General features: G+C 58.8%; 12 protein-coding genes. 11 read left to right on the top strand and 1 reads right to left on the bottom strand.

Annotated elements, in window-relative coordinates:
• Window positions 1-266 precede the first annotated feature (266 nt).
• From araB to rluA, 6 genes are all read left to right on the top strand, one after another.
• Window positions 267-1,973 carry a ribulokinase gene (araB, locus tag H7R76_RS19855; protein ID WP_182966223.1) on the top strand — a complete coding sequence of 569 codons (1,707 nt, stop codon included), beginning with the start codon at window positions 267-269 and terminating at the stop codon, window positions 1,971-1,973.
• Between the two features lie 11 nt (window positions 1,974-1,984).
• A complete protein-coding gene (araA, locus tag H7R76_RS19850; protein ID WP_182929478.1) occupies window positions 1,985-3,487 on the top strand; it encodes an L-arabinose isomerase in 1,503 nt (500 codons plus the stop codon).
• Between the two features lie 109 nt (window positions 3,488-3,596).
• The gene (gene araD / locus H7R76_RS19845) at window positions 3,597-4,292 is read left to right on the top strand and encodes an L-ribulose-5-phosphate 4-epimerase (RefSeq protein ID WP_106925353.1); all 696 of its coding nucleotides are present in this window, start codon (window positions 3,597-3,599) and stop codon (window positions 4,290-4,292) included.
• Window positions 4,293-4,455: 163 nt separating this feature from the next.
• Window positions 4,456-6,813 (top strand): DNA polymerase II, encoded by a 2,358-nt coding sequence (gene polB / locus H7R76_RS19840; RefSeq protein ID WP_227673922.1) that lies wholly within the window; start codon window positions 4,456-4,458, stop codon window positions 6,811-6,813.
• Between the two features lie 130 nt (window positions 6,814-6,943).
• Window positions 6,944-9,850, top strand: a complete 2,907-nt coding sequence (gene rapA / locus H7R76_RS19835) for an RNA polymerase-associated protein RapA (protein WP_106925351.1) — start codon at window positions 6,944-6,946, stop codon at window positions 9,848-9,850.
• A gap of 12 nt (window positions 9,851-9,862) precedes the next feature.
• Window positions 9,863-10,522 (top strand): bifunctional tRNA pseudouridine(32) synthase/23S rRNA pseudouridine(746) synthase RluA, encoded by a 660-nt coding sequence (rluA, locus tag H7R76_RS19830; RefSeq protein WP_106925349.1) that lies wholly within the window; start codon window positions 9,863-9,865, stop codon window positions 10,520-10,522.
• Between the two features lie 103 nt (window positions 10,523-10,625).
• On the opposite strand, the gene djlA is transcribed toward rluA, so the two are convergent.
• On the bottom strand, window positions 10,626-11,450 hold the full coding sequence (gene djlA, locus H7R76_RS19825) for a co-chaperone DjlA (protein ID WP_106925347.1): 825 nt from the start codon (window positions 11,448-11,450) through the stop codon (window positions 10,626-10,628).
• 183 nt (window positions 11,451-11,633) lie between these two features.
• Here djlA and lptD point away from each other — a divergent pair, with 183 nt between their 5' ends.
• The 5 genes from lptD to apaG are packed head-to-tail and all read left to right on the top strand — an operon-like array spanning window position 11,634 to window position 17,521.
• Window positions 11,634-13,997 (top strand): LPS assembly protein LptD, encoded by a 2,364-nt coding sequence (gene lptD, locus H7R76_RS19820; protein ID WP_182929479.1) that lies wholly within the window; start codon window positions 11,634-11,636, stop codon window positions 13,995-13,997.
• Window positions 13,998-14,050: 53 nt separating this feature from the next.
• The gene (gene surA, locus H7R76_RS19815) at window positions 14,051-15,337 is read left to right on the top strand and encodes a peptidylprolyl isomerase SurA (protein WP_106925342.1); all 1,287 of its coding nucleotides are present in this window, start codon (window positions 14,051-14,053) and stop codon (window positions 15,335-15,337) included.
• Window positions 15,337-16,326: a 4-hydroxythreonine-4-phosphate dehydrogenase PdxA gene (gene pdxA / locus H7R76_RS19810; protein ID WP_106925340.1), complete on the top strand. Its 990-nt coding sequence runs from the start codon at window positions 15,337-15,339 to the stop codon at window positions 16,324-16,326. The genes surA and pdxA overlap by 1 nt, the downstream gene beginning before the upstream one ends.
• Entirely contained in the window at window positions 16,319-17,140 is an 822-nt protein-coding gene (rsmA, locus tag H7R76_RS19805) for a 16S rRNA (adenine(1518)-N(6)/adenine(1519)-N(6))-dimethyltransferase RsmA (RefSeq protein WP_182966221.1), read from the top strand. Before pdxA ends, rsmA begins: the two co-directional genes overlap by 8 nt.
• A gap of 3 nt (window positions 17,141-17,143) precedes the next feature.
• Window positions 17,144-17,521 (top strand): Co2+/Mg2+ efflux facilitator ApaG/CorD, encoded by a 378-nt coding sequence (gene apaG, locus H7R76_RS19800; RefSeq protein ID WP_106925336.1) that lies wholly within the window; start codon window positions 17,144-17,146, stop codon window positions 17,519-17,521.

The following is a 17,521-nucleotide window of genomic DNA, read 5'->3' as shown; positions in this document are numbered from 1 at the left end:
ACGGCCGCCGCACGCCATCAATAACAGAACCAGCGCCGCTGTCAACCCCGTTATTTCAAGGCACTTACGGAATATGGCCCGGCTTACAGCCACAACAGAAGTGTCTATAAAGACGACAGAAAAGTCCACATTGATTATTTGCACGGCGTCACACTTTGAGAGGTCACAGCAAGATCATCCATAAGATTAGCGGTTCCGGCCTGACGTTTTTTTTCGCGGATATCTACTGTTTCTCTATCACGTTTTCTTTGAGATGGAGTAACACGATGGCAATCGCAATTGGCCTCGATTTTGGCAGTGACTCGGTCCGCGCCCTGGCGGTGGATTGCGCGACGGGCGAGGAGATCGCTACCCACGTCGAGTGGTATCCGCGCTGGCAGGAAGGGCGTTTCTGCGACGCGCCAAATAACCGTTTTCGCCACCACCCGCGCGACTATATCGAATCCATGGAAGCCGCACTGAAGGGCGCGCTGACCGCGCTTTCCAGCGCGCAGCGCGCGGACGTCGTCGGTATCGGCGTCGACAGCACCGGCTCGACCCCGGCACCGATTGATGCCGACGGCAACGTTCTGGCGCTGAAAGAAGAATTCGCCGACAACCCGAACGCTATGTTCGTGCTGTGGAAAGACCACACCGCGGTTGAAGAAGCCGAAGCCATCACCCGCCTGTGCCATCAGCCGGGCAAAGAAGATTACTCCCGCTACATCGGCGGCATTTATTCCAGCGAATGGTTCTGGGCCAAGATCCTCCACGTCACCCGCGCAGACCGAGCGGTGGCGAAGGCCGCCGCTTCATGGATAGAGCTGTGCGACTGGGTTCCGGCGCTGCTTTCCGGCACCACCCGTCCAGAGGATATTCGCCGCGGGCGCTGCAGCGCCGGGCATAAATCTCTGTGGCACGAAAGCTGGGGGGGTCTACCGCCAGCCGCGTTCTTTGACGAACTGGACCCCATTCTCAACCAGCACCTGCCGCATCCGCTGTTTACTGAAACCTGGACTGCCGACGTGCCGGTGGGCACGCTGACCGCCGAATGGGCGCAGCGCCTGGGCCTGTCTACGCAGGTCACCATCTCCGGCGGCGCATTTGACTGCCATATGGGGGCGGTTGGCGCGGGCGCGCAGCCTAATGCGCTGGTGAAAGTCATTGGCACCTCAACCTGCGACATCCTGATTGCCGATAAAGCAAGCGTGGGCAGCCGCACGGTAAAAGGCATCTGCGGCCAGGTCGATGGCAGCGTCGTGCCGAATTTCATCGGGATGGAAGCGGGCCAGTCCGCGTTCGGCGATATCTACGCCTGGTTTGGCCGCGTGCTCGGCTGGCCGCTAGAACAGCTTGCCGCGCAGCATCCGGAACTGAAAGCACAGATCAAGGCCAGCCAGAAACAGCTGCTGCCCGCGCTGACGGAAGCCTGGGCCGCCAACCCATCGCTGGATCATCTGCCGGTGGTACTGGACTGGTTTAACGGCCGCCGCACGCCGAATGCGAACCAGCGCCTGAAAGGCGTCATTACCGATCTCAACCTCGCGACCGACGCGCCGGCGCTGTTTGGCGGCCTGATTGCCGCCACCGCCTTCGGTGCGCGCGCCATTATGGAGTGCTTCACCGAACAGGGAATTCCCGTTAACAACGTCATGGCCCTGGGCGGTATCGCGCGTAAAAACCGCGTCATCATGCAGGCCTGCTGCGATGTTCTGAACCGTCCACTGCAAATTGTCGCCTCCGATCAGTGCTGTGCGCTGGGGGCCGCTATTTTTGCCGCCGTCGCTGCGGGCGTTTACGGTGATATTCCTGCCGCGCAGCAGCATATGGCCAGCCGCGTCGAACACACCTTACAGCCGCGTCCGGCGCAGGCGCAGCGCTTTGAAGAGCTCTACCAGCGCTACCTGCAGTGGGCCGTGACGGCCGAACAACACTATCTCCCTGCCGCGCTATCGGAAAAAACCGCCGCTGGCCGCGCCGCTCTGACTCATTAAAGGATACGAACATGACCGTTTTTGATAATTACGAAGTATGGTTTGTCATTGGTAGCCAGCACCTGTATGGGCCGGAAACGCTGCGTCAGGTGACGCAAAACGCCGAACACGTGGTCAATGCCTTAAACGCCGAAGCGAAGCTGCCGTGTAAACTGGTGCTGAAACCGCTGGGCACGCGCCCGGACGAAATCACCGCAATCTGTCGCGACGCGAACTACGACCAGAAGTGCGCCGGGATGGTCGTCTGGCTGCATACCTTCTCTCCGGCGAAGATGTGGATCAACGGCCTCACTCAGCTCAATAAACCGCTGCTGCAGTTCCATACGCAGTTCAACGCCTCCCTGCCGTGGGACAGCATCGATATGGACTTTATGAACCTGAACCAGACCGCGCACGGCGGCCGCGAGTTCGGCTTCATCGGCGCGCGTATGCGCCAGCAGCACAGCGTGGTCACCGGCCACTGGCAGGACAAACACGCGCAGGAACGCATTGGTTCCTGGATGCGTCAGGCAGTATCCAAACAGGATACCCGCCAGTTGAAAGTGTGCCGCTTCGGCGACAATATGCGTGAAGTCGCGGTGACCGACGGCGATAAAGTCGCCGCGCAGATCAAGTTCGGTTTCTCCGTCAACACCTGGGCCGTCGGCGACCTGGTGCAGGTGGTTAACGCGGTGACCGACGGTGAAATCAGCGCACTGGTCGACGAATACGAGAGCAGCTATCGCTTTACGCCGGCCACTCAGATCCACGGCGATAAACGCCAGAACGTGCTGGACGCTGCGCGTATTGAGCTGGGCATGAAGCGCTTCCTCGAAGAGGGCGGCTTCCACGCCTTTACCACCACTTTTGAAGATTTGCACGGCCTGAAACAGCTGCCGGGTCTCGCCGTGCAGCGCCTGATGCAGCAAGGTTACGGCTTTGCTGGCGAAGGCGACTGGAAAACCGCCGCCCTGCTTCGCATTATGAAAGTGATGTCGACCGGTCTACAGGGCGGCACCTCATTTATGGAAGATTACACCTACCACTTTAACGGCGGTAACGATCTGGTCCTCGGCTCGCACATGCTGGAAGTGTGCCCGTCGATTGCCGTCGAAGAAAAACCGCTGCTCGACGTTCAGCACCTCGGCATCGGCGGCAAAGCCGATCCTGCGCGCTTGATCTTCAATACCCAGACCGGCCCGGCGGTTGTCGCCAGCCTGATCGATCTCGGCGATCGCTATCGCCTGCTGGTCAATACCATCGAAACCGTGAAAACCCCGCATGACCTGCCGAAACTGCCGGTCGCCAATGCGCTGTGGAAAGCACACCCGAATCTGGAAACCGCGTCTGAAGCGTGGATCATCGCCGGCGGCGCGCACCACACGGTGTTCAGCCATGCGCTGACGCTGGACGATATGCGCCAGTTTGCCGAGCTGCAGGATATCGAAATTGCCGTCATCGATAACGACACGCGCCTGCCGGCATTCAAGGACGCGCTGCGCTGGAACGAAGTGTATTACGGGTTTAAACGCTAAGCCGCTTTCCCCTCACCCTAACCTTCTCCCCCAGGAAGAGGGCCGGGGTGAGGGAAATCCAGTTTGTAGGCCGGACAAGCGAAGCGCCATCCGGCACTCAGGAGTTAACATGTTAGAAGATCTTAAACGCCAGGTACTGGAAGCCAATCTGGCACTCCCCAAACACAATCTGGTCACCCTGACCTGGGGCAACGTCAGCGCCGTCGACCGCGAGCGCGGCGTGATGGTGATTAAGCCGTCCGGCGTCGACTACAGCGCCATGACCGCTAACGATATGGTGGTGGTCAGCCTCGACACCGGCGAGGTGGTTGAAGGAACGAAAAAGCCCTCTTCCGATACTCCCACCCATCGCCTGCTGTATCAGGCATTCCCGACGCTGGGCGGCATCGTGCACACCCACTCGCGCCACGCCACCATCTGGGCACAGGCGGGGCAGTCCATCCCCGCCACCGGCACCACCCACGCCGACTACTTCTACGGCCCGGTGCCCTGCACCCGTCTGATGACCGATGCCGAAATCAACGGCGAGTATGAATGGGAAACCGGCGCGGTGATCGTCGAAACGTTCCGCGAAAAAGGGATCGATCCGGCGCAAATGCCCGGCGTGCTGGTGCACTCTCACGGCCCGTTTGCATGGGGAAAAAATGCTGAGGACGCGGTGCACAACGCCATCGTGCTGGAAGAAATTGCCTATATGGGTATTTTCTGCCGCCAGCTGGCGCCGCAGCTTCCAGACATGCAGCAGACGCTGCTCGATAAACACTATCTGCGCAAACACGGCGCCAAAGCCTATTACGGGCAGTAGGCCTGATAAGCGAAGCGCCATCAGGCGGAACGGTACACATTGCCGGATGGCGTCGTAGCGCCTTATCCGGCCTGCGCCCTCGCGCAACACCTGTATAAAACACCAGCTTCTTTATCCAAACCAGGCTATAATCAAGCCTGGTTTTTTGTCGATGAGAACGCGCGTGACGCAGCCACAATCCGGTTTTCTGTTAACCCGTCACTGGCGGGACACGCCTCTGGGCACCGAGCTAACCTTCTGGTTGGCGACCGATGGCGGCCCGCTGTCGGTTACCTTGCCACCGCAGGAATCGGTAGCATTTATCCCCGAAGCCCAGCGCGCGCAGGTTGAACGGTTGCTTCAGGGCGAAAGCGGCCTGCGCCTTGCCCCACTCGCGCTCAAAGATTTTCACCGCCAGCCGGTTTTCGGCCTCTACTGCCGCGGCCATCGCCAGCTGATGAAACTGGAAAAAGTGCTGCGTGAAAACGACATCATCGTTTACGAAGCCGATATTCGTCCACCGGAACGTTTCCTGATGGAGCGGTTTATCACCGCGCCGGTGTGGGTGGAAGGGGAACCCACCGCCGCAGGGCTTCGCAACGCGCGCATGAAGCCTAACCCCGACTATCGTCCGCCGCTAAAATGGGTGTCGCTGGATATCGAAACCAGCCGCCACGGCGAACTGTACTGCATTGGTCTGGAAGGCTGCGGCCAGCGCACCGTCTATATGCTCGGCACCCCACCCGAGCAGACGCCGCAGGTCGATTTTCACCTGGAGTACGTCGCCAGCCGACCGCTGCTGCTGGAAAAACTCAATGCCTGGTTCGCCGAGCACGACCCGGACGTGCTGATCGGCTGGAACGTGGTGCAGTTCGACCTGCGCGTGCTGCAAAAAAGCGCCGAGCGCTACCGGGTACCGCTGCGGCTTGGGCGCGGCGGCAGCGAGCTGGAGTGGCGCGAGCACGGTTTCAAGAACGGTATATTCTTCGCTCAGGCCGCCGGGCGGCTCATTATCGACGGCATTGAAGCGCTTAAGTCCGCCTTCTGGAACTTCACCTCGTTTTCGCTGGAGAACGTCGCCCGCGAGCTGCTGGGCGAAGGTAAGGCGATTGACAATCCATGGGACAGGATGGATGAAATTGACCGCCGTTTCGCCGAAGATAAGCCCGCGCTGGCCACCTATAACCTCAAAGACTGTGAGCTGGTCACCCGCATCTTCCACAAAACCGAAATCATGCCGTTCTTACTGGAACGCGCCACGGTCAACGGTCTGGCGGTTGACCGCCACGGCGGCTCGGTAGCGGCCTTCAGCCATCTCTATTTTCCGCGCATGCATCGCCTGGGCTACGTGGCACCCAACCTCGGCGAAGTCCCGCCGCAGGCCAGCCCCGGCGGCTACGTCATGGACTCCCGCCCCGGGCTGTACGACTCCGTTCTGGTACTCGACTACAAAAGCCTGTATCCATCGATCATCCGCTCCTTCCTGATCGATCCGGTCGGCCTGATTGAAGGGATGGCGCACCCGGATGCGGTGCACAGCACTGAAGGCTTCCTCGACGCCTGGTTCTCACGCGAGAAACACTGTCTGCCGGGGATCGTCAGCCAGATCTGGCACGCCCGCGACGAAGCCAAGCGCCATAAAAACAAACCGCTGTCGCAGGCGCTAAAGATTATCATGAACGCCTTTTATGGCGTGCTCGGCACCAGCGCCTGCCGCTTTTTCGATCCTCGTCTGGCGTCATCGATCACCATGCGTGGCCATGCGATCATGCGTCAGACCAAAGCGTTGATTGAATCGCAGGGCTACGACGTGATTTACGGCGATACCGACTCCACCTTCGTCTGGCTTAAACGCGCCCACGGTGAAGAAGAGGCCGCGACGATTGGCCGTGAGCTGGTGGCGTTTGTCAACCAGTGGTGGGCCGATGAACTGCAAAAAAGCGGCCTGACCAGCGCGCTGGAGCTGGAGTTTGAAACCCACTTCTGCCGCTTCCTGATGCCGACCATTCGCGGTGCCGATACCGGCAGCAAGAAGCGCTATGCCGGGATGATTCAGGACGGCGACGAGCAGCGAATGCTCTATAAAGGGCTGGAGACCGTACGCACCGACTGGACGCCGCTGGCGCAGCAGTTCCAGCAGGCGCTGTATCTGCGCATCTTCCGCAACGAACCCTATCGGGATTTCATCCTCGAAACCATTGATAAGCTGATGGCCGGCGAGCTGGACGAACAGCTGGTGTATCGTAAGCAGCTGCGCCGCCCGCTGGCGGAGTACCAGCGCAACGTGCCGCCGCACGTGCGCGCCGCGCGGCTGGCCGATGAACAGAACGTGCGGTTAGGGCGTCCGCAACAGTACCAGCAGCGCGGCAGCATCCGCTACGTCTGGACCACCAACGGCCCGGAGCCGCTGGCGTATCAGCAGTCGCCGCTGGATTACGACCACTATCTCACCAAACAACTGGCCCCCGTCGCCGAAGGAATTCTCCCCTTTGTCGACGATGATTTTGCTACAATAGTGACGGGGCAACTGGGGTTGTTTTGACAGGTGACTAACGTCCCGCCATCCAGTACCATAGCGCCCTTTCCATTCCTGGACCAAATTCACTCGCCGCCTCCTCTCAGGTGGTGGCTGAATATTGCCTGCAATTTATTAAAGATAGAGCCGAACACATATGCCTTTTACACTTGGTCAACGCTGGATCAGCGATACAGAAAGCGAACTGGGACTTGGTACTGTTGTTGCAATGGATGCACGCACCGTCACCCTGCTCTTTCCGGCAACCGGAGAGAACCGTCTGTACGCCCGAAGCGACTCCCCCGTGACCCGCGTCATGTTCAATCCCGGCGACACGATCACAAGCCATGAAGGCTGGCAGTTGCTCGTTGATGAAGTTAAAGAAGAAAATGGACTGTTGGCCTATATCGGTACGCGCCAGGACACCGAAGAAGCCAACGTCATGCTGCGCGAAGTGCTGCTCGACAGCAAGCTGGTGTTCAGCAAGCCGCAGGACCGCCTGTTTGCCGGGCAAATCGACCGTATGGACCGCTTTGCTCTGCGCTACCGCGCGCGGAAATACCAGAGCGAACAATACCGTATGCCGTGGAGCGGCCTGCGCGGCCAGCGCACCAGCCTGATTCCGCACCAGCTCAACATCGCACACGACGTTGGCCGCCGCCACGCGCCGCGCGTCCTGCTGGCGGACGAAGTCGGCTTGGGCAAAACCATTGAAGCCGGGATGATTCTACACCAGCAGTTGCTCTCCGGCGCCGCGCAGCGCGTGCTGATTATCGTTCCGGAAACCCTTCAGCATCAGTGGCTGGTTGAGATGCTGCGCCGCTTCAACCTGCGCTTCGCCCTGTTCGATGACGAGCGCTACGCCGAAGCCCAGCACGACGCCTACAACCCGTTTGAAACCGAACAGCTGGTGATCTGCTCGCTGGACTTCGTGCGCCGCAACAAGCAGCGTCTGGAGCACCTGTGCGACGCCGAATGGGATCTGATGGTGGTCGATGAAGCTCACCACCTGGTATGGAGCGAAGACGCGCCAAGCCGCGAATACCTGGCCATTGAAGAGCTGGCCGAGCGCGTGCCTGGCGTGCTGCTGCTGACCGCGACGCCTGAGCAGTTGGGAATGGAAAGCCACTTCGCGCGTTTACGCCTGCTTGACCCGAATCGCTTCCACGACTTCGAGCAGTTCGTTGAAGAACAGAAAAACTACCGCCCGGTCGCCGACGCCGTCGCGCTGCTGCTGGCGGGCAACAAGCTGAGCAATGAAGAGCTGAACATGCTCGGCGAGCTGATTGGCGAGCAGGATATCGAAGCGCTGCTGCAAACCGCCAACAGCGATCGCGAAGGCTCCGAAGCCGCGCGTCAGGAACTTATCAGCATGCTGATGGACCGCCACGGCACCAGCCGCGTGCTGTTCCGTAACACCCGTAACGGCGTGAAGGGCTTCCCGAAACGCGAGCTGCACACCATTAAGCTGCCGCTGCCGGCGCAGTATCAAACCGCCATTAAGGTATCCGGCATTATGGGTGCCCGTAAGAGCGCCGAAGAGCGCGCCCGCGATATGCTCTATCCGGAACAGATTTATCAAGAATTTGAAGGCGATACCGGTACCTGGTGGAACTTCGACCCACGCGTTGAGTGGCTGATGGGCTACCTGACCAGCCACCGCTCGCAGAAAGTGCTGGTGATCTGCGCCAAAGCCGCCACCGCGCTACAGCTGGAGCAGGTGCTGCGCGAGCGTGAAGGCATCCGCGCCGCCGTGTTCCACGAAGGCATGTCCATTATTGAACGCGACCGCGCCGCCGCCTGGTTTGGTGAAGAAGACAGCGGCGCGCAGGTGCTGCTGTGCTCAGAAATCGGCTCCGAAGGGCGTAACTTCCAGTTCGCCAGCAACCTGGTGATGTTTGACCTACCGTTCAACCCGGACCTGCTGGAGCAGCGAATTGGCCGTCTTGACCGTATTGGCCAGGCGCACGATATTCAGATCCACGTGCCTTACTTAGAAAAAACCGCGCAGTCCGTGCTGGTGCGCTGGTACCACGAAGGCCTGGACGCGTTCGAACACACCTGCCCGACCGGCCGTACCATCTACGACAGCGTCCACGACCAGCTGATTACCTATCTGGCCGCGCCGGAAACCACCGACGGTTTTGACGATCTGATTAAAGCCAGCCGCGAGCAGCACGACACGCTGAAGGCGCAGCTGGAGCAGGGCCGCGACCGTCTGTTGGAAATCCACTCCAACGGCGGCGAAAAAGCGCAGAAGCTGGCAGAAAGCATTGAAGAGCAGGATGACGATACCAACCTGATCGCCTTCGCCATGAACCTGTTCGATATCGTCGGTATTAACCAGGACGATCGCGGCGAAAACCTGATCGTACTGACGCCGTCCGACCATATGCTGGTGCCGGACTTCCCGGGTCTGCCGGAAGACGGCTGTACCGTGACCTTTGAGCGTGACGTCGCGCTGTCCCGTGAAGATGCGCAGTTCCTGACCTGGGAACATCCGCTGATTCACAATGGTCTGGATCTGATCCTTTCCGGCGACACCGGCAGCAGCACCCTTTCGCTGCTGAAAAACAAGGCGCTGCCGGTCGGTACGCTGCTGCTGGAGCTGATTTACGTGGTTGAAGCCAACGCCCCGAAACAGCTGCAGCTCAACCGCTTCCTGCCGCCGACGCCGGTGCGTATGCTGCTGGATAAGAACGGCACCAACCTTGCCGCCCAGGTCGAGTTTGAGACCTTCAACCGCCAGCTCAGCGCGGTGAATCGCCACACCGGCAGCAAGCTGGTGAACGCGGTGCAGCAGGACGTACACGCCATTCTGCAAAAAGGTGAAACGCAGATTGAGAAAGCGGCGCAGGCGCTGATTGCCGCCGCACGCGAAGAGGCCGACGAGAAGCTCAGCGCCGAGCTGTCGCGTCTGGAAGCGCTGAAAGCGGTGAACCCGAACATCCGCGACGACGAGCTTTCCGCCATTGAAAGCAACCGTCAGCAGGTGATGGAAAGCCTGTCACAAGCGGGCTGGCGTCTGGACGCGCTGCGTCTTATCGTCGTCACTCACCAGTAACAGGAGCCCGTCATGGGAATGGAAAACTACCATCCGCCGCAGGATCCGTGGCTGGTTATCCTCTATCAGGATGAGCACATCATGGTGGTCAACAAGCCAAGCGGCCTGTTGTCCGTACCGGGTCGTCTTGAGGAGCATAAAGACAGCATCATGACCCGCGTGCAGCGCGACTATCCCCAGGCGGAGTCTGTACACCGCCTGGATATGGCGACCAGCGGCGTGATTGTAGTGGCCCTGACCAAAGCCGCGGAACGGGAGCTCAAGCGCCAGTTCCGCGAACGCGAGCCGAAAAAACAGTACGTGGCCCGCGTGTGGGGGCATCCGCAACCTGCGGAGGGGCTGGTGGATTTACCGCTGATTTGTGACTGGCCGAACCGGCCAAAGCAGAAAGTGTGTTATGAAACCGGCAAGGCCGCGCAAACGGAATATGAAGTGCTGGAATATGCGGCGGATAACACGGCGCGGGTGAAGCTTAAACCGATTACCGGACGCTCGCACCAGCTACGCGTGCATATGCTGGCGCTGGGCCACCCGATTCTCGGCGACCGCTTTTATGCGCACGATGAAGCGCTGGCGATGGCGTCGCGTTTGCAGCTGCATGCGGAGACGTTGACCATTACCCACCCGCAGTTTGGTAATAGCATGACGTTTAAGGCGCCGGTGGATTTTTAAGACCGCGCGCGATAGTGCCGGGGGCGCTGCGCTTGCCCGGCCTACCACATCCTGTAGGCCGGATAAGATGCGTAAGCATCGCCATCCGGCAAATCACAACATCTTACTTAAACCCTTTCTGCTCTTTAATCAGCTCGTACGCTTTCTGAATTTCCTGCGCTTTTTGCTTCGCCATCTCCATCATCTCCGGCGGCAGCCCTTTCGCCACCAGCTTATCCGGGTGATGTTCGCTCATTAATTTACGGTATGCGCGTTTGATGGTTGTCGCGTCATCGCCTGGCTTCACGCCCAGCACGTTGCAGGCATCTTCCAGCGTTGGCCCGCGCTGTGCCTGCTGCCAGCCGCCGCCGTGACCGCCCTGCGACTGCTGCTGATAGCCGCCGCCAAACTGCGCGCCGCCCTGCATCATGCGCAGGAACTGATCGAACTGGGCACGGGAGATACCCAGCTCTTCGGCAATCACGTACAGCACATCGCGCTCGTTCGGGTGCAGAGAACCGTCGGCAAACGCCGCCTGAATCTGAATTTCAAGAAACATCCGAATCAGATCGGAACGCCCGAAGCAGACGCTGCGGAACTGACGCATCTTCTCGCGCAGCGGGTAGCTGTCCGCCTTGCCGACGCGGAACGCCTGCTGCGCCGCCGTGCGCGACTCGCCGTGCAGATTCATCCGGTCCATAAACAGACTGGCGATATGAATATCCGCTTCCGTCACGCGCCCTTTCGATTTGGTCAGGTGGCCCATCACTTCAAACGTGGTCGCAAAAAACAGCGACTGACGTTGCTGTTGGTTGGCAAACCAGTTCACGCGACGGCTGCGTGCCTTGTCAAACATGTGGCCTACGAGCAGCCCGAGGACGACGCCCCAGAAGCCGCCGCCCATCATCAGGGCAACCGCCACACCAATCACTTTTCCCCAATACTGCATATACTCCCCAAATCGTCATGCCAGCGGCTAAAATATGCATTATTATACCTGTCATTCAATGCCATGCATAACACCTCTGGCGAGAACGGGCAGGATAAAACTAGCGTCATAACGATGAGTACGTTAGTCTCTGACCGTTTGCATGCCGCAATGCTATAGATGACGGAACAACAAATACAACGTATGAAAAAACGTATTCCCACTCTCCTCGCGACCATGATCGCCAGCGCCTTGTACAGTCAGCAAGGAATGGCAGCCGATCTCGCCTCACAATGTATGCTTGGCGTGCCGAGTTACGATCGCCCATTGGTCAGCGGCCCGGCTAACGAACAGCCCGTCACGATTACGGCCGATCACGCCGACGGCAACTACCCGGATAACGCCGTCTTTAAAGGCAATGTCGATATTAATCAGGGTAACAGCCGCCTGCAGGCGGATGAAGTTCAGCTGCATCAAAAGCAGCCTGAGGGCGTCGCCGTACCGGTGCGCACCGTCGATGCGCTTGGCAACGTCCACTATGACGATAATCAGGTGATTCTGAAAGGCCCCAAAGCGTGGTCAAACCTGAATACCAAAGATACCAACGTCTGGGAAGGTGACTACCAGATGGTCGGCCGCCAGGGCCGCGGCACCGCTGACGTCATGAAACAGCGCGGCGAAAACCGTTACACCATTCTCGAAAACGGCACCTTCACCTCCTGTCTGCCGGGGTCCAACACCTGGAGCGTCGTCGGTAGCGAGGTTATCCACGACCGCGAAGAGCAGGTTGCGGAAATCTGGAATGCCCGCTTCAAAATTGGCCCGGTACCGGTGTTCTACAGCCCGTATCTGCAGCTGCCGGTTGGCGATAAGCGCCGTTCAGGCTTCCTGATCCCGAACGCCAAATACGGCAGCTCCAACGGCTTCGAATTCACGCTGCCGTACTACTGGAACATCGCGCCAAACATGGACGCCACCATCACGCCGCACTATATGGATAAGCGCGGCGGCGTCATGTGGGAAAACGAATTCCGCTATCTGACTCAGGCGGGTACCGGCCTGTTCGAGCTGGACTATCTGCCTTCCGACAGCGTCTACTCTAACGATCACCCGACGGACGATAACAGCCGTCGTTGGCTGTTCTACTGGCGTCATGCCGGGGTAATGGATCAGGTGTGGCGTTTCAACGCCGACTACACAAAAGTCAGCGACCCGGACTACTTTAACGACTTTGACTCCAAATACGGCTCCAGTACCGACGGCTACGCCACGCAGAAGCTGAGCGTAGGCTACGCGGTGCAGAACTTCGATGCCACCGTGTCAACCAAGCAGTTCCAGGTCTTCGACCGCAGCAACAGCAACTCTTATTCCGCAGAACCGCAGCTGGACGTTAACGTCTACCAGAACGACGTGGGGCCGTTTGATACCCACCTCTACGCGCAGGCGGTGAAATTCGTTAACAGCAACGGCAGCCTGCCGGAAGCGACGCGCGTTCACCTCGAGCCATCGATCAATCTGCCGCTGGGCAACCGCTGGGGCAGCCTGAACACCGAAGCCAAGCTGCTGGCCACGCACTACAACCAGACCAATATCGACGACTACAATAGCGACAGCAGCCATAACCAGCTGGCGAGCTCCGTCAGCCGCACCATGCCGCAGCTGAAAGTCGACGGTAAGATGGTGTTCGAGCGCGATATGGTGCTGAGCCCGGGCTACACCCAGACGCTGGAACCGCGCGTTCAGTATCTGTACGTCCCGTATCGTGACCAGAGCAAAATCAACAACTACGACTCCACGCTGCTGCAGTCTGACTACTCCGGCCTGTTCCGCGATCGCACCTACAGCGGCCTCGACCGTATTGCCTCTGCAAACCAGATCACGACCGGCGTCACATCGCGCATTTATGATGACGCCGCCGTTGAACGTTTTAACGTTTCTGTTGGTCAAATCTACTATTTCACCGAGTCTCGCACCGGTGATGACAACATTAACTGGGAGAAAGACAACAAAACCGGTTCACTGGTATGGGCAGGCGACACCTACTGGCGCATCAGCAACAAGTGGGGCCTGCGCGGCGGTATTCAGTACGATACGCGTCTGAACAACATCGCCACCAGCAGCTCGGCCATTGAGTATCGCCAGGACGACGAACGTCTGGTACAGCTGACCTATCGCTATGCCAGCCCGGAATATATCCAGGCGACGCTGCCGACCTACTCCACCGCCGAGCAGTACCGTAACGGTATCTCGCAGGTGGGGGCGACGGCCAGCTGGCCAATCGTCGATCGCTGGTCCGTTGTCGGTGCCTATTACTTTGACACCAACACGCATAATCCGGCCGATCAGATGCTGGGCGTGCAGTACAACTCCTGCTGCTACGCCATCCGCGTGGGCTATGAGCGTAAACTCAACGGTTGGGATTACAACAATGGCGGCACCGGCGGGCAGTCCAAGTATGACAACTCCATCGGCTTCAGTATTGAGCTGCGTGGTCTGAGCTCTAACTACGGTCTGGGCACCCAGCAGATGCTGCGTTCCAACATTATGCCGTACCAAAGCTCACTGTAAGGTAACGAGTTATACACATCATCCGCATTGCGGTTAATTGAAATGGAAAAAGTATGAAGAACTGGAAAACGCTGCTTCTCGGTATCGCCTTAGTTGCGAATACCAGCTTCGCTGCCCCGCAGGTTGTCGATAAAGTAGCAGCCGTCGTAAATAATGGCGTTGTCCTCGAGAGCGACGTCGATGGCCTTATGCAGTCCGTTAAGATGAACTCTGGCCAGGCTGGCCAGCAGCTGCCGGATGATGCGACCCTTCGTCACCAGATCCTGGAACGTCTGATCATGGATCAGATTATCCTGCAGATGGGGCAAAAAATGGGCGTCAAAATCTCCGACGAGCAGCTCGATCAGGCTATCGCCAACATTGCTAAACAGAACAACATGACGCTGGATCAAATGCGCAGCCGTCTGGCCTACGATGGGATGAACTACAACACCTACCGTAACCAGATCCGTAAAGAGATGCTGATCTCCGAAGTGCGTAATAACGAAGTGCGTCGCCGCATCACCGTGCTGCCGCAGGAAGTGGACGCGCTGGCAAACCAGATTGGCACCCAGAACGACGCCAGCACCGAGCTGAACCTCAGCCACATCCTGGTGCCGCTGCCGGAAAACCCGACCTCCGATCAGGTGAATGAAGCGCAGAGCCAGGCTGAATCCATCGTCGACCAGGCCCGTAAAGGCGCCGACTTCGGCAAACTGGCTATCACCTATTCCGCTGACCAGCAGGCGCTGAAAGGCGGCCAGATGGGCTGGGGGCGTATTCAGGAGCTGCCGGCTATCTTTGCCCAGGCGCTGAGCACGGCGAAAAAAGGCGATATCGTCGGGCCGATCCGTTCCGGCGTAGGCTTCCACATTCTGAAAATCAACGACATGCGCGGCCAGTCTCAGAGCATTTCTGTGACCGAAACCCACGCTCGCCACATTCTGCTCAAGCCGTCGCCGGTCATGACCGACGATCAGGCCCGCGCGAAGCTGGAACAGGTTGCAGCGGATATCCGCAGCGGCAAAACCACCTTCGAGAAAGCGGCGCGTGAGCTGTCTCAGGATCCAGGTTCTGCGAACCAGGGCGGTGACTTAGGCTGGGCGACGCCGGACATCTACGATCCGACATTCCGCGATGCGCTGATGAAGCTGAACAAGGGCCAGATTAGCGCCCCGATTCACTCCTCCTTTGGCTGGCACCTGATTCAGCTGCTGGATACGCGCAACGTTGACCGTACCGATGCGGCGCAGAAAGACCGCGCTTATCGTATGCTGATGAACCGTAAGTTCTCTGAAGAAGCGGCTACCTGGATGCAGGAACAGCGCGCCAGCGCCTACGTGAAAATTCTGAGCAACTAATGACTCAACACCGTGTCGTTATCACTCCCGGCGAACCCGCCGGGATTGGTCCGGATCTCGTGATCCAACTGGCCCAGCGCGATTGGCCGCTTGAACTGGTCGTCTGCGCTGATGCCAGCCTGCTTACCGAGCGGGCGAAACTTCTTGGTCTTCCCCTCACGCTTCTCCCCTACGTTTCCGAACAGCCAGCGCAGCCGCAACGTGCCGGTACGCTAACGCTGCTGCCCGTTGCGCTCAACGCGCCGGTCACACCTGGCCTGTTAAACGTGGAGAACGGGCGCTACGTCGTTGAGACGCTGGCGCGCGCCTGCGACGGCTGTCTGAGCGGTGAATTTGCCGCACTGGTCACCGGGCCGGTGCACAAAGGCATTATTAACGACGCCGGCATTCCATTTACCGGGCATACCGAATTCTTTGAAGAACGTTCGGGCGCGGCAAAAGTGGTGATGATGCTGGCAACGGAAGAACTGCGCGTGGCGCTGGCGACAACGCACCTGCCGCTGAAGGCGGTCAGCGATGCCATTACGCCGGATCTGCTGCGAGAAGTGATTACCATTCTGCACGATGATTTGCAGAACAAGTTCGGCCTTGCCGAACCGCACGTCCTGGTCTGCGGCCTGAACCCCCACGCGGGCGAAGGCGGCCATATGGGCACGGAAGAGATCGATACGCTTATTCCCGTACTGGAAGAAATGCGGAAAAAGGGCATGAACCTCAGCGGGCCGCTGCCTGCCGACACCCTTTTTCAGCCGAAGTATCTTGACCATGCCGATGCGGTGCTGGCAATGTACCACGATCAGGGCCTTCCCGTGCTAAAATACCAGGGCTTTGGCCGCGGCGTGAACATTACGCTCGGTTTACCCTTTATTCGCACCTCCGTTGACCACGGCACCGCCCTTGAACTGGCGGGGCTTGGCAAAGCGGACGTCGGCAGTTTTATTACGGCGCTTAACCTCGCCATCAAAATGATTGTTAACTCTAATGAATAATCGAGTCCATCAGGGCCACTTAGCCCGTAAACGCTTCGGGCAAAACTTTCTCAACGATCAATTCGTGATCGACAGCATCGTTGCGGCCATTAACCCGCAAAAAGGCCAGGCCATGGTTGAAATCGGCCCGGGTCTTGCCGCGCTGACCGAACCGGTTGGCGAACGCCTGGACGAACTGACCGTGATCGAGCTTGACCGCGATCTGGCCGCACGTCTGAAAACGCACCCGTTCCTGGGGCCAAAGCTGACGATTTATCAGCAGGACGCCATGACCATGAACTTCGGCGAGCTTTCCCAGACGCTGGGTCAGCCGCTGCGCGTGTTCGGCAACCTGCCGTACAACATCTCTACGCCGCTGATGTTCCATCTGTTTAGCTATACTAATGCCATTGCAGACATGCACTTCATGCTGCAAAAAGAGGTGGTTAACCGTCTGGTTGCCGGGCCGAACAGTAAAGCCTATGGCCGTCTGAGCGTCATGGCGCAGTATTACTGTAACGTGATCCCGGTTCTTGAAGTGCCGCCGAGCGCTTTCACGCCGCCGCCTAAAGTGGATTCCGCCGTCGTACGCCTGGTGCCGCACAGCACGCCACCGTACCCGGTGAAAGACGTCCGCATCCTGAGTCGAATTACGACCGAAGCGTTCAACCAGCGTCGTAAGACCGTCCGCAACAGCCTTGGCAACCTGTTCAGCGTTGAGGTGTTGACGGAACTGGGCATCGATCCGGCGATGCGGGCAGAAAATATCTCTGTTGCGCAGTACTGCCGGATGGCCAACTATCTGTCAGAAAATGCGCCCTCGAAGGAGAGCTAAACCATGATTAATTCGCCACGAGTTTGCGTCCAGGTACAGAGCGTCTACATTGAGACGCACTCCCAGCCGGAAGAAGAGCGTTACGTCTTCGCCTACACGGTCACCATTCGCAATCTCGGGCGAAGCGCGGTTCAGCTTCTGGGCCGTTACTGGCTCATCACCAACGGTAACGGCCGCGAAACCGAAGTGCAGGGCGAAGGTGTGGTTGGCGTACAGCCGCACATCGAGCCCGGCGAAGAATATCAGTACACCAGCGGCGCCGTACTGGAAACCCCATTGGGCACCATGCAGGGCCACTACGACATGGTCGATGTCGACGGCGTACCGTTCTCCATCGACATTCCCGTTTTCCGTCTCTTTGTTCCCACGCTGATTCATTAA

It is taken from the genome of Klebsiella sp. WP8-S18-ESBL-06 (genome assembly GCF_014169755.1).
GTDB classification, from domain to species: domain Bacteria; phylum Pseudomonadota; class Gammaproteobacteria; order Enterobacterales; family Enterobacteriaceae; genus Kluyvera; species Kluyvera ascorbata_B.
Note: the sequence above shows the minus strand (reverse complement) of the source record. Positions and strands in the feature narration are given on the sequence as shown.

Excerpts from the sequence above, each read along its gene's own strand:
- araB (WP_182966223.1), top strand. The coding sequence starts at position 267 with ATGGCAATCGCAATTGGCCTCGATTTTGGCAGTGACTCGGTCCGCGCC.
- araA (WP_182929478.1), top strand. The coding sequence starts at position 1,985 with ATGACCGTTTTTGATAATTACGAAGTATGGTTTGTCATTGGTAGCCAG.
- araD (WP_106925353.1), top strand. The coding sequence starts at position 3,597 with ATGTTAGAAGATCTTAAACGCCAGGTACTGGAAGCCAATCTGGCACTC.
- rapA (WP_106925351.1), top strand. The coding sequence starts at position 6,944 with ATGCCTTTTACACTTGGTCAACGCTGGATCAGCGATACAGAAAGCGAA.
- rluA (WP_106925349.1), top strand. The coding sequence starts at position 9,863 with ATGGGAATGGAAAACTACCATCCGCCGCAGGATCCGTGGCTGGTTATC.
- djlA (WP_106925347.1), bottom strand. The coding sequence starts at position 11,450 with ATGCAGTATTGGGGAAAAGTGATTGGTGTGGCGGTTGCCCTGATGATG.
- lptD (WP_182929479.1), top strand. The coding sequence starts at position 11,634 with ATGAAAAAACGTATTCCCACTCTCCTCGCGACCATGATCGCCAGCGCC.
- surA (WP_106925342.1), top strand. The coding sequence starts at position 14,051 with ATGAAGAACTGGAAAACGCTGCTTCTCGGTATCGCCTTAGTTGCGAAT.
- pdxA (WP_106925340.1), top strand. The coding sequence starts at position 15,337 with ATGACTCAACACCGTGTCGTTATCACTCCCGGCGAACCCGCCGGGATT.
- rsmA (WP_182966221.1), top strand. The coding sequence starts at position 16,319 with ATGAATAATCGAGTCCATCAGGGCCACTTAGCCCGTAAACGCTTCGGG.
- apaG (WP_106925336.1), top strand. The coding sequence starts at position 17,144 with ATGATTAATTCGCCACGAGTTTGCGTCCAGGTACAGAGCGTCTACATT.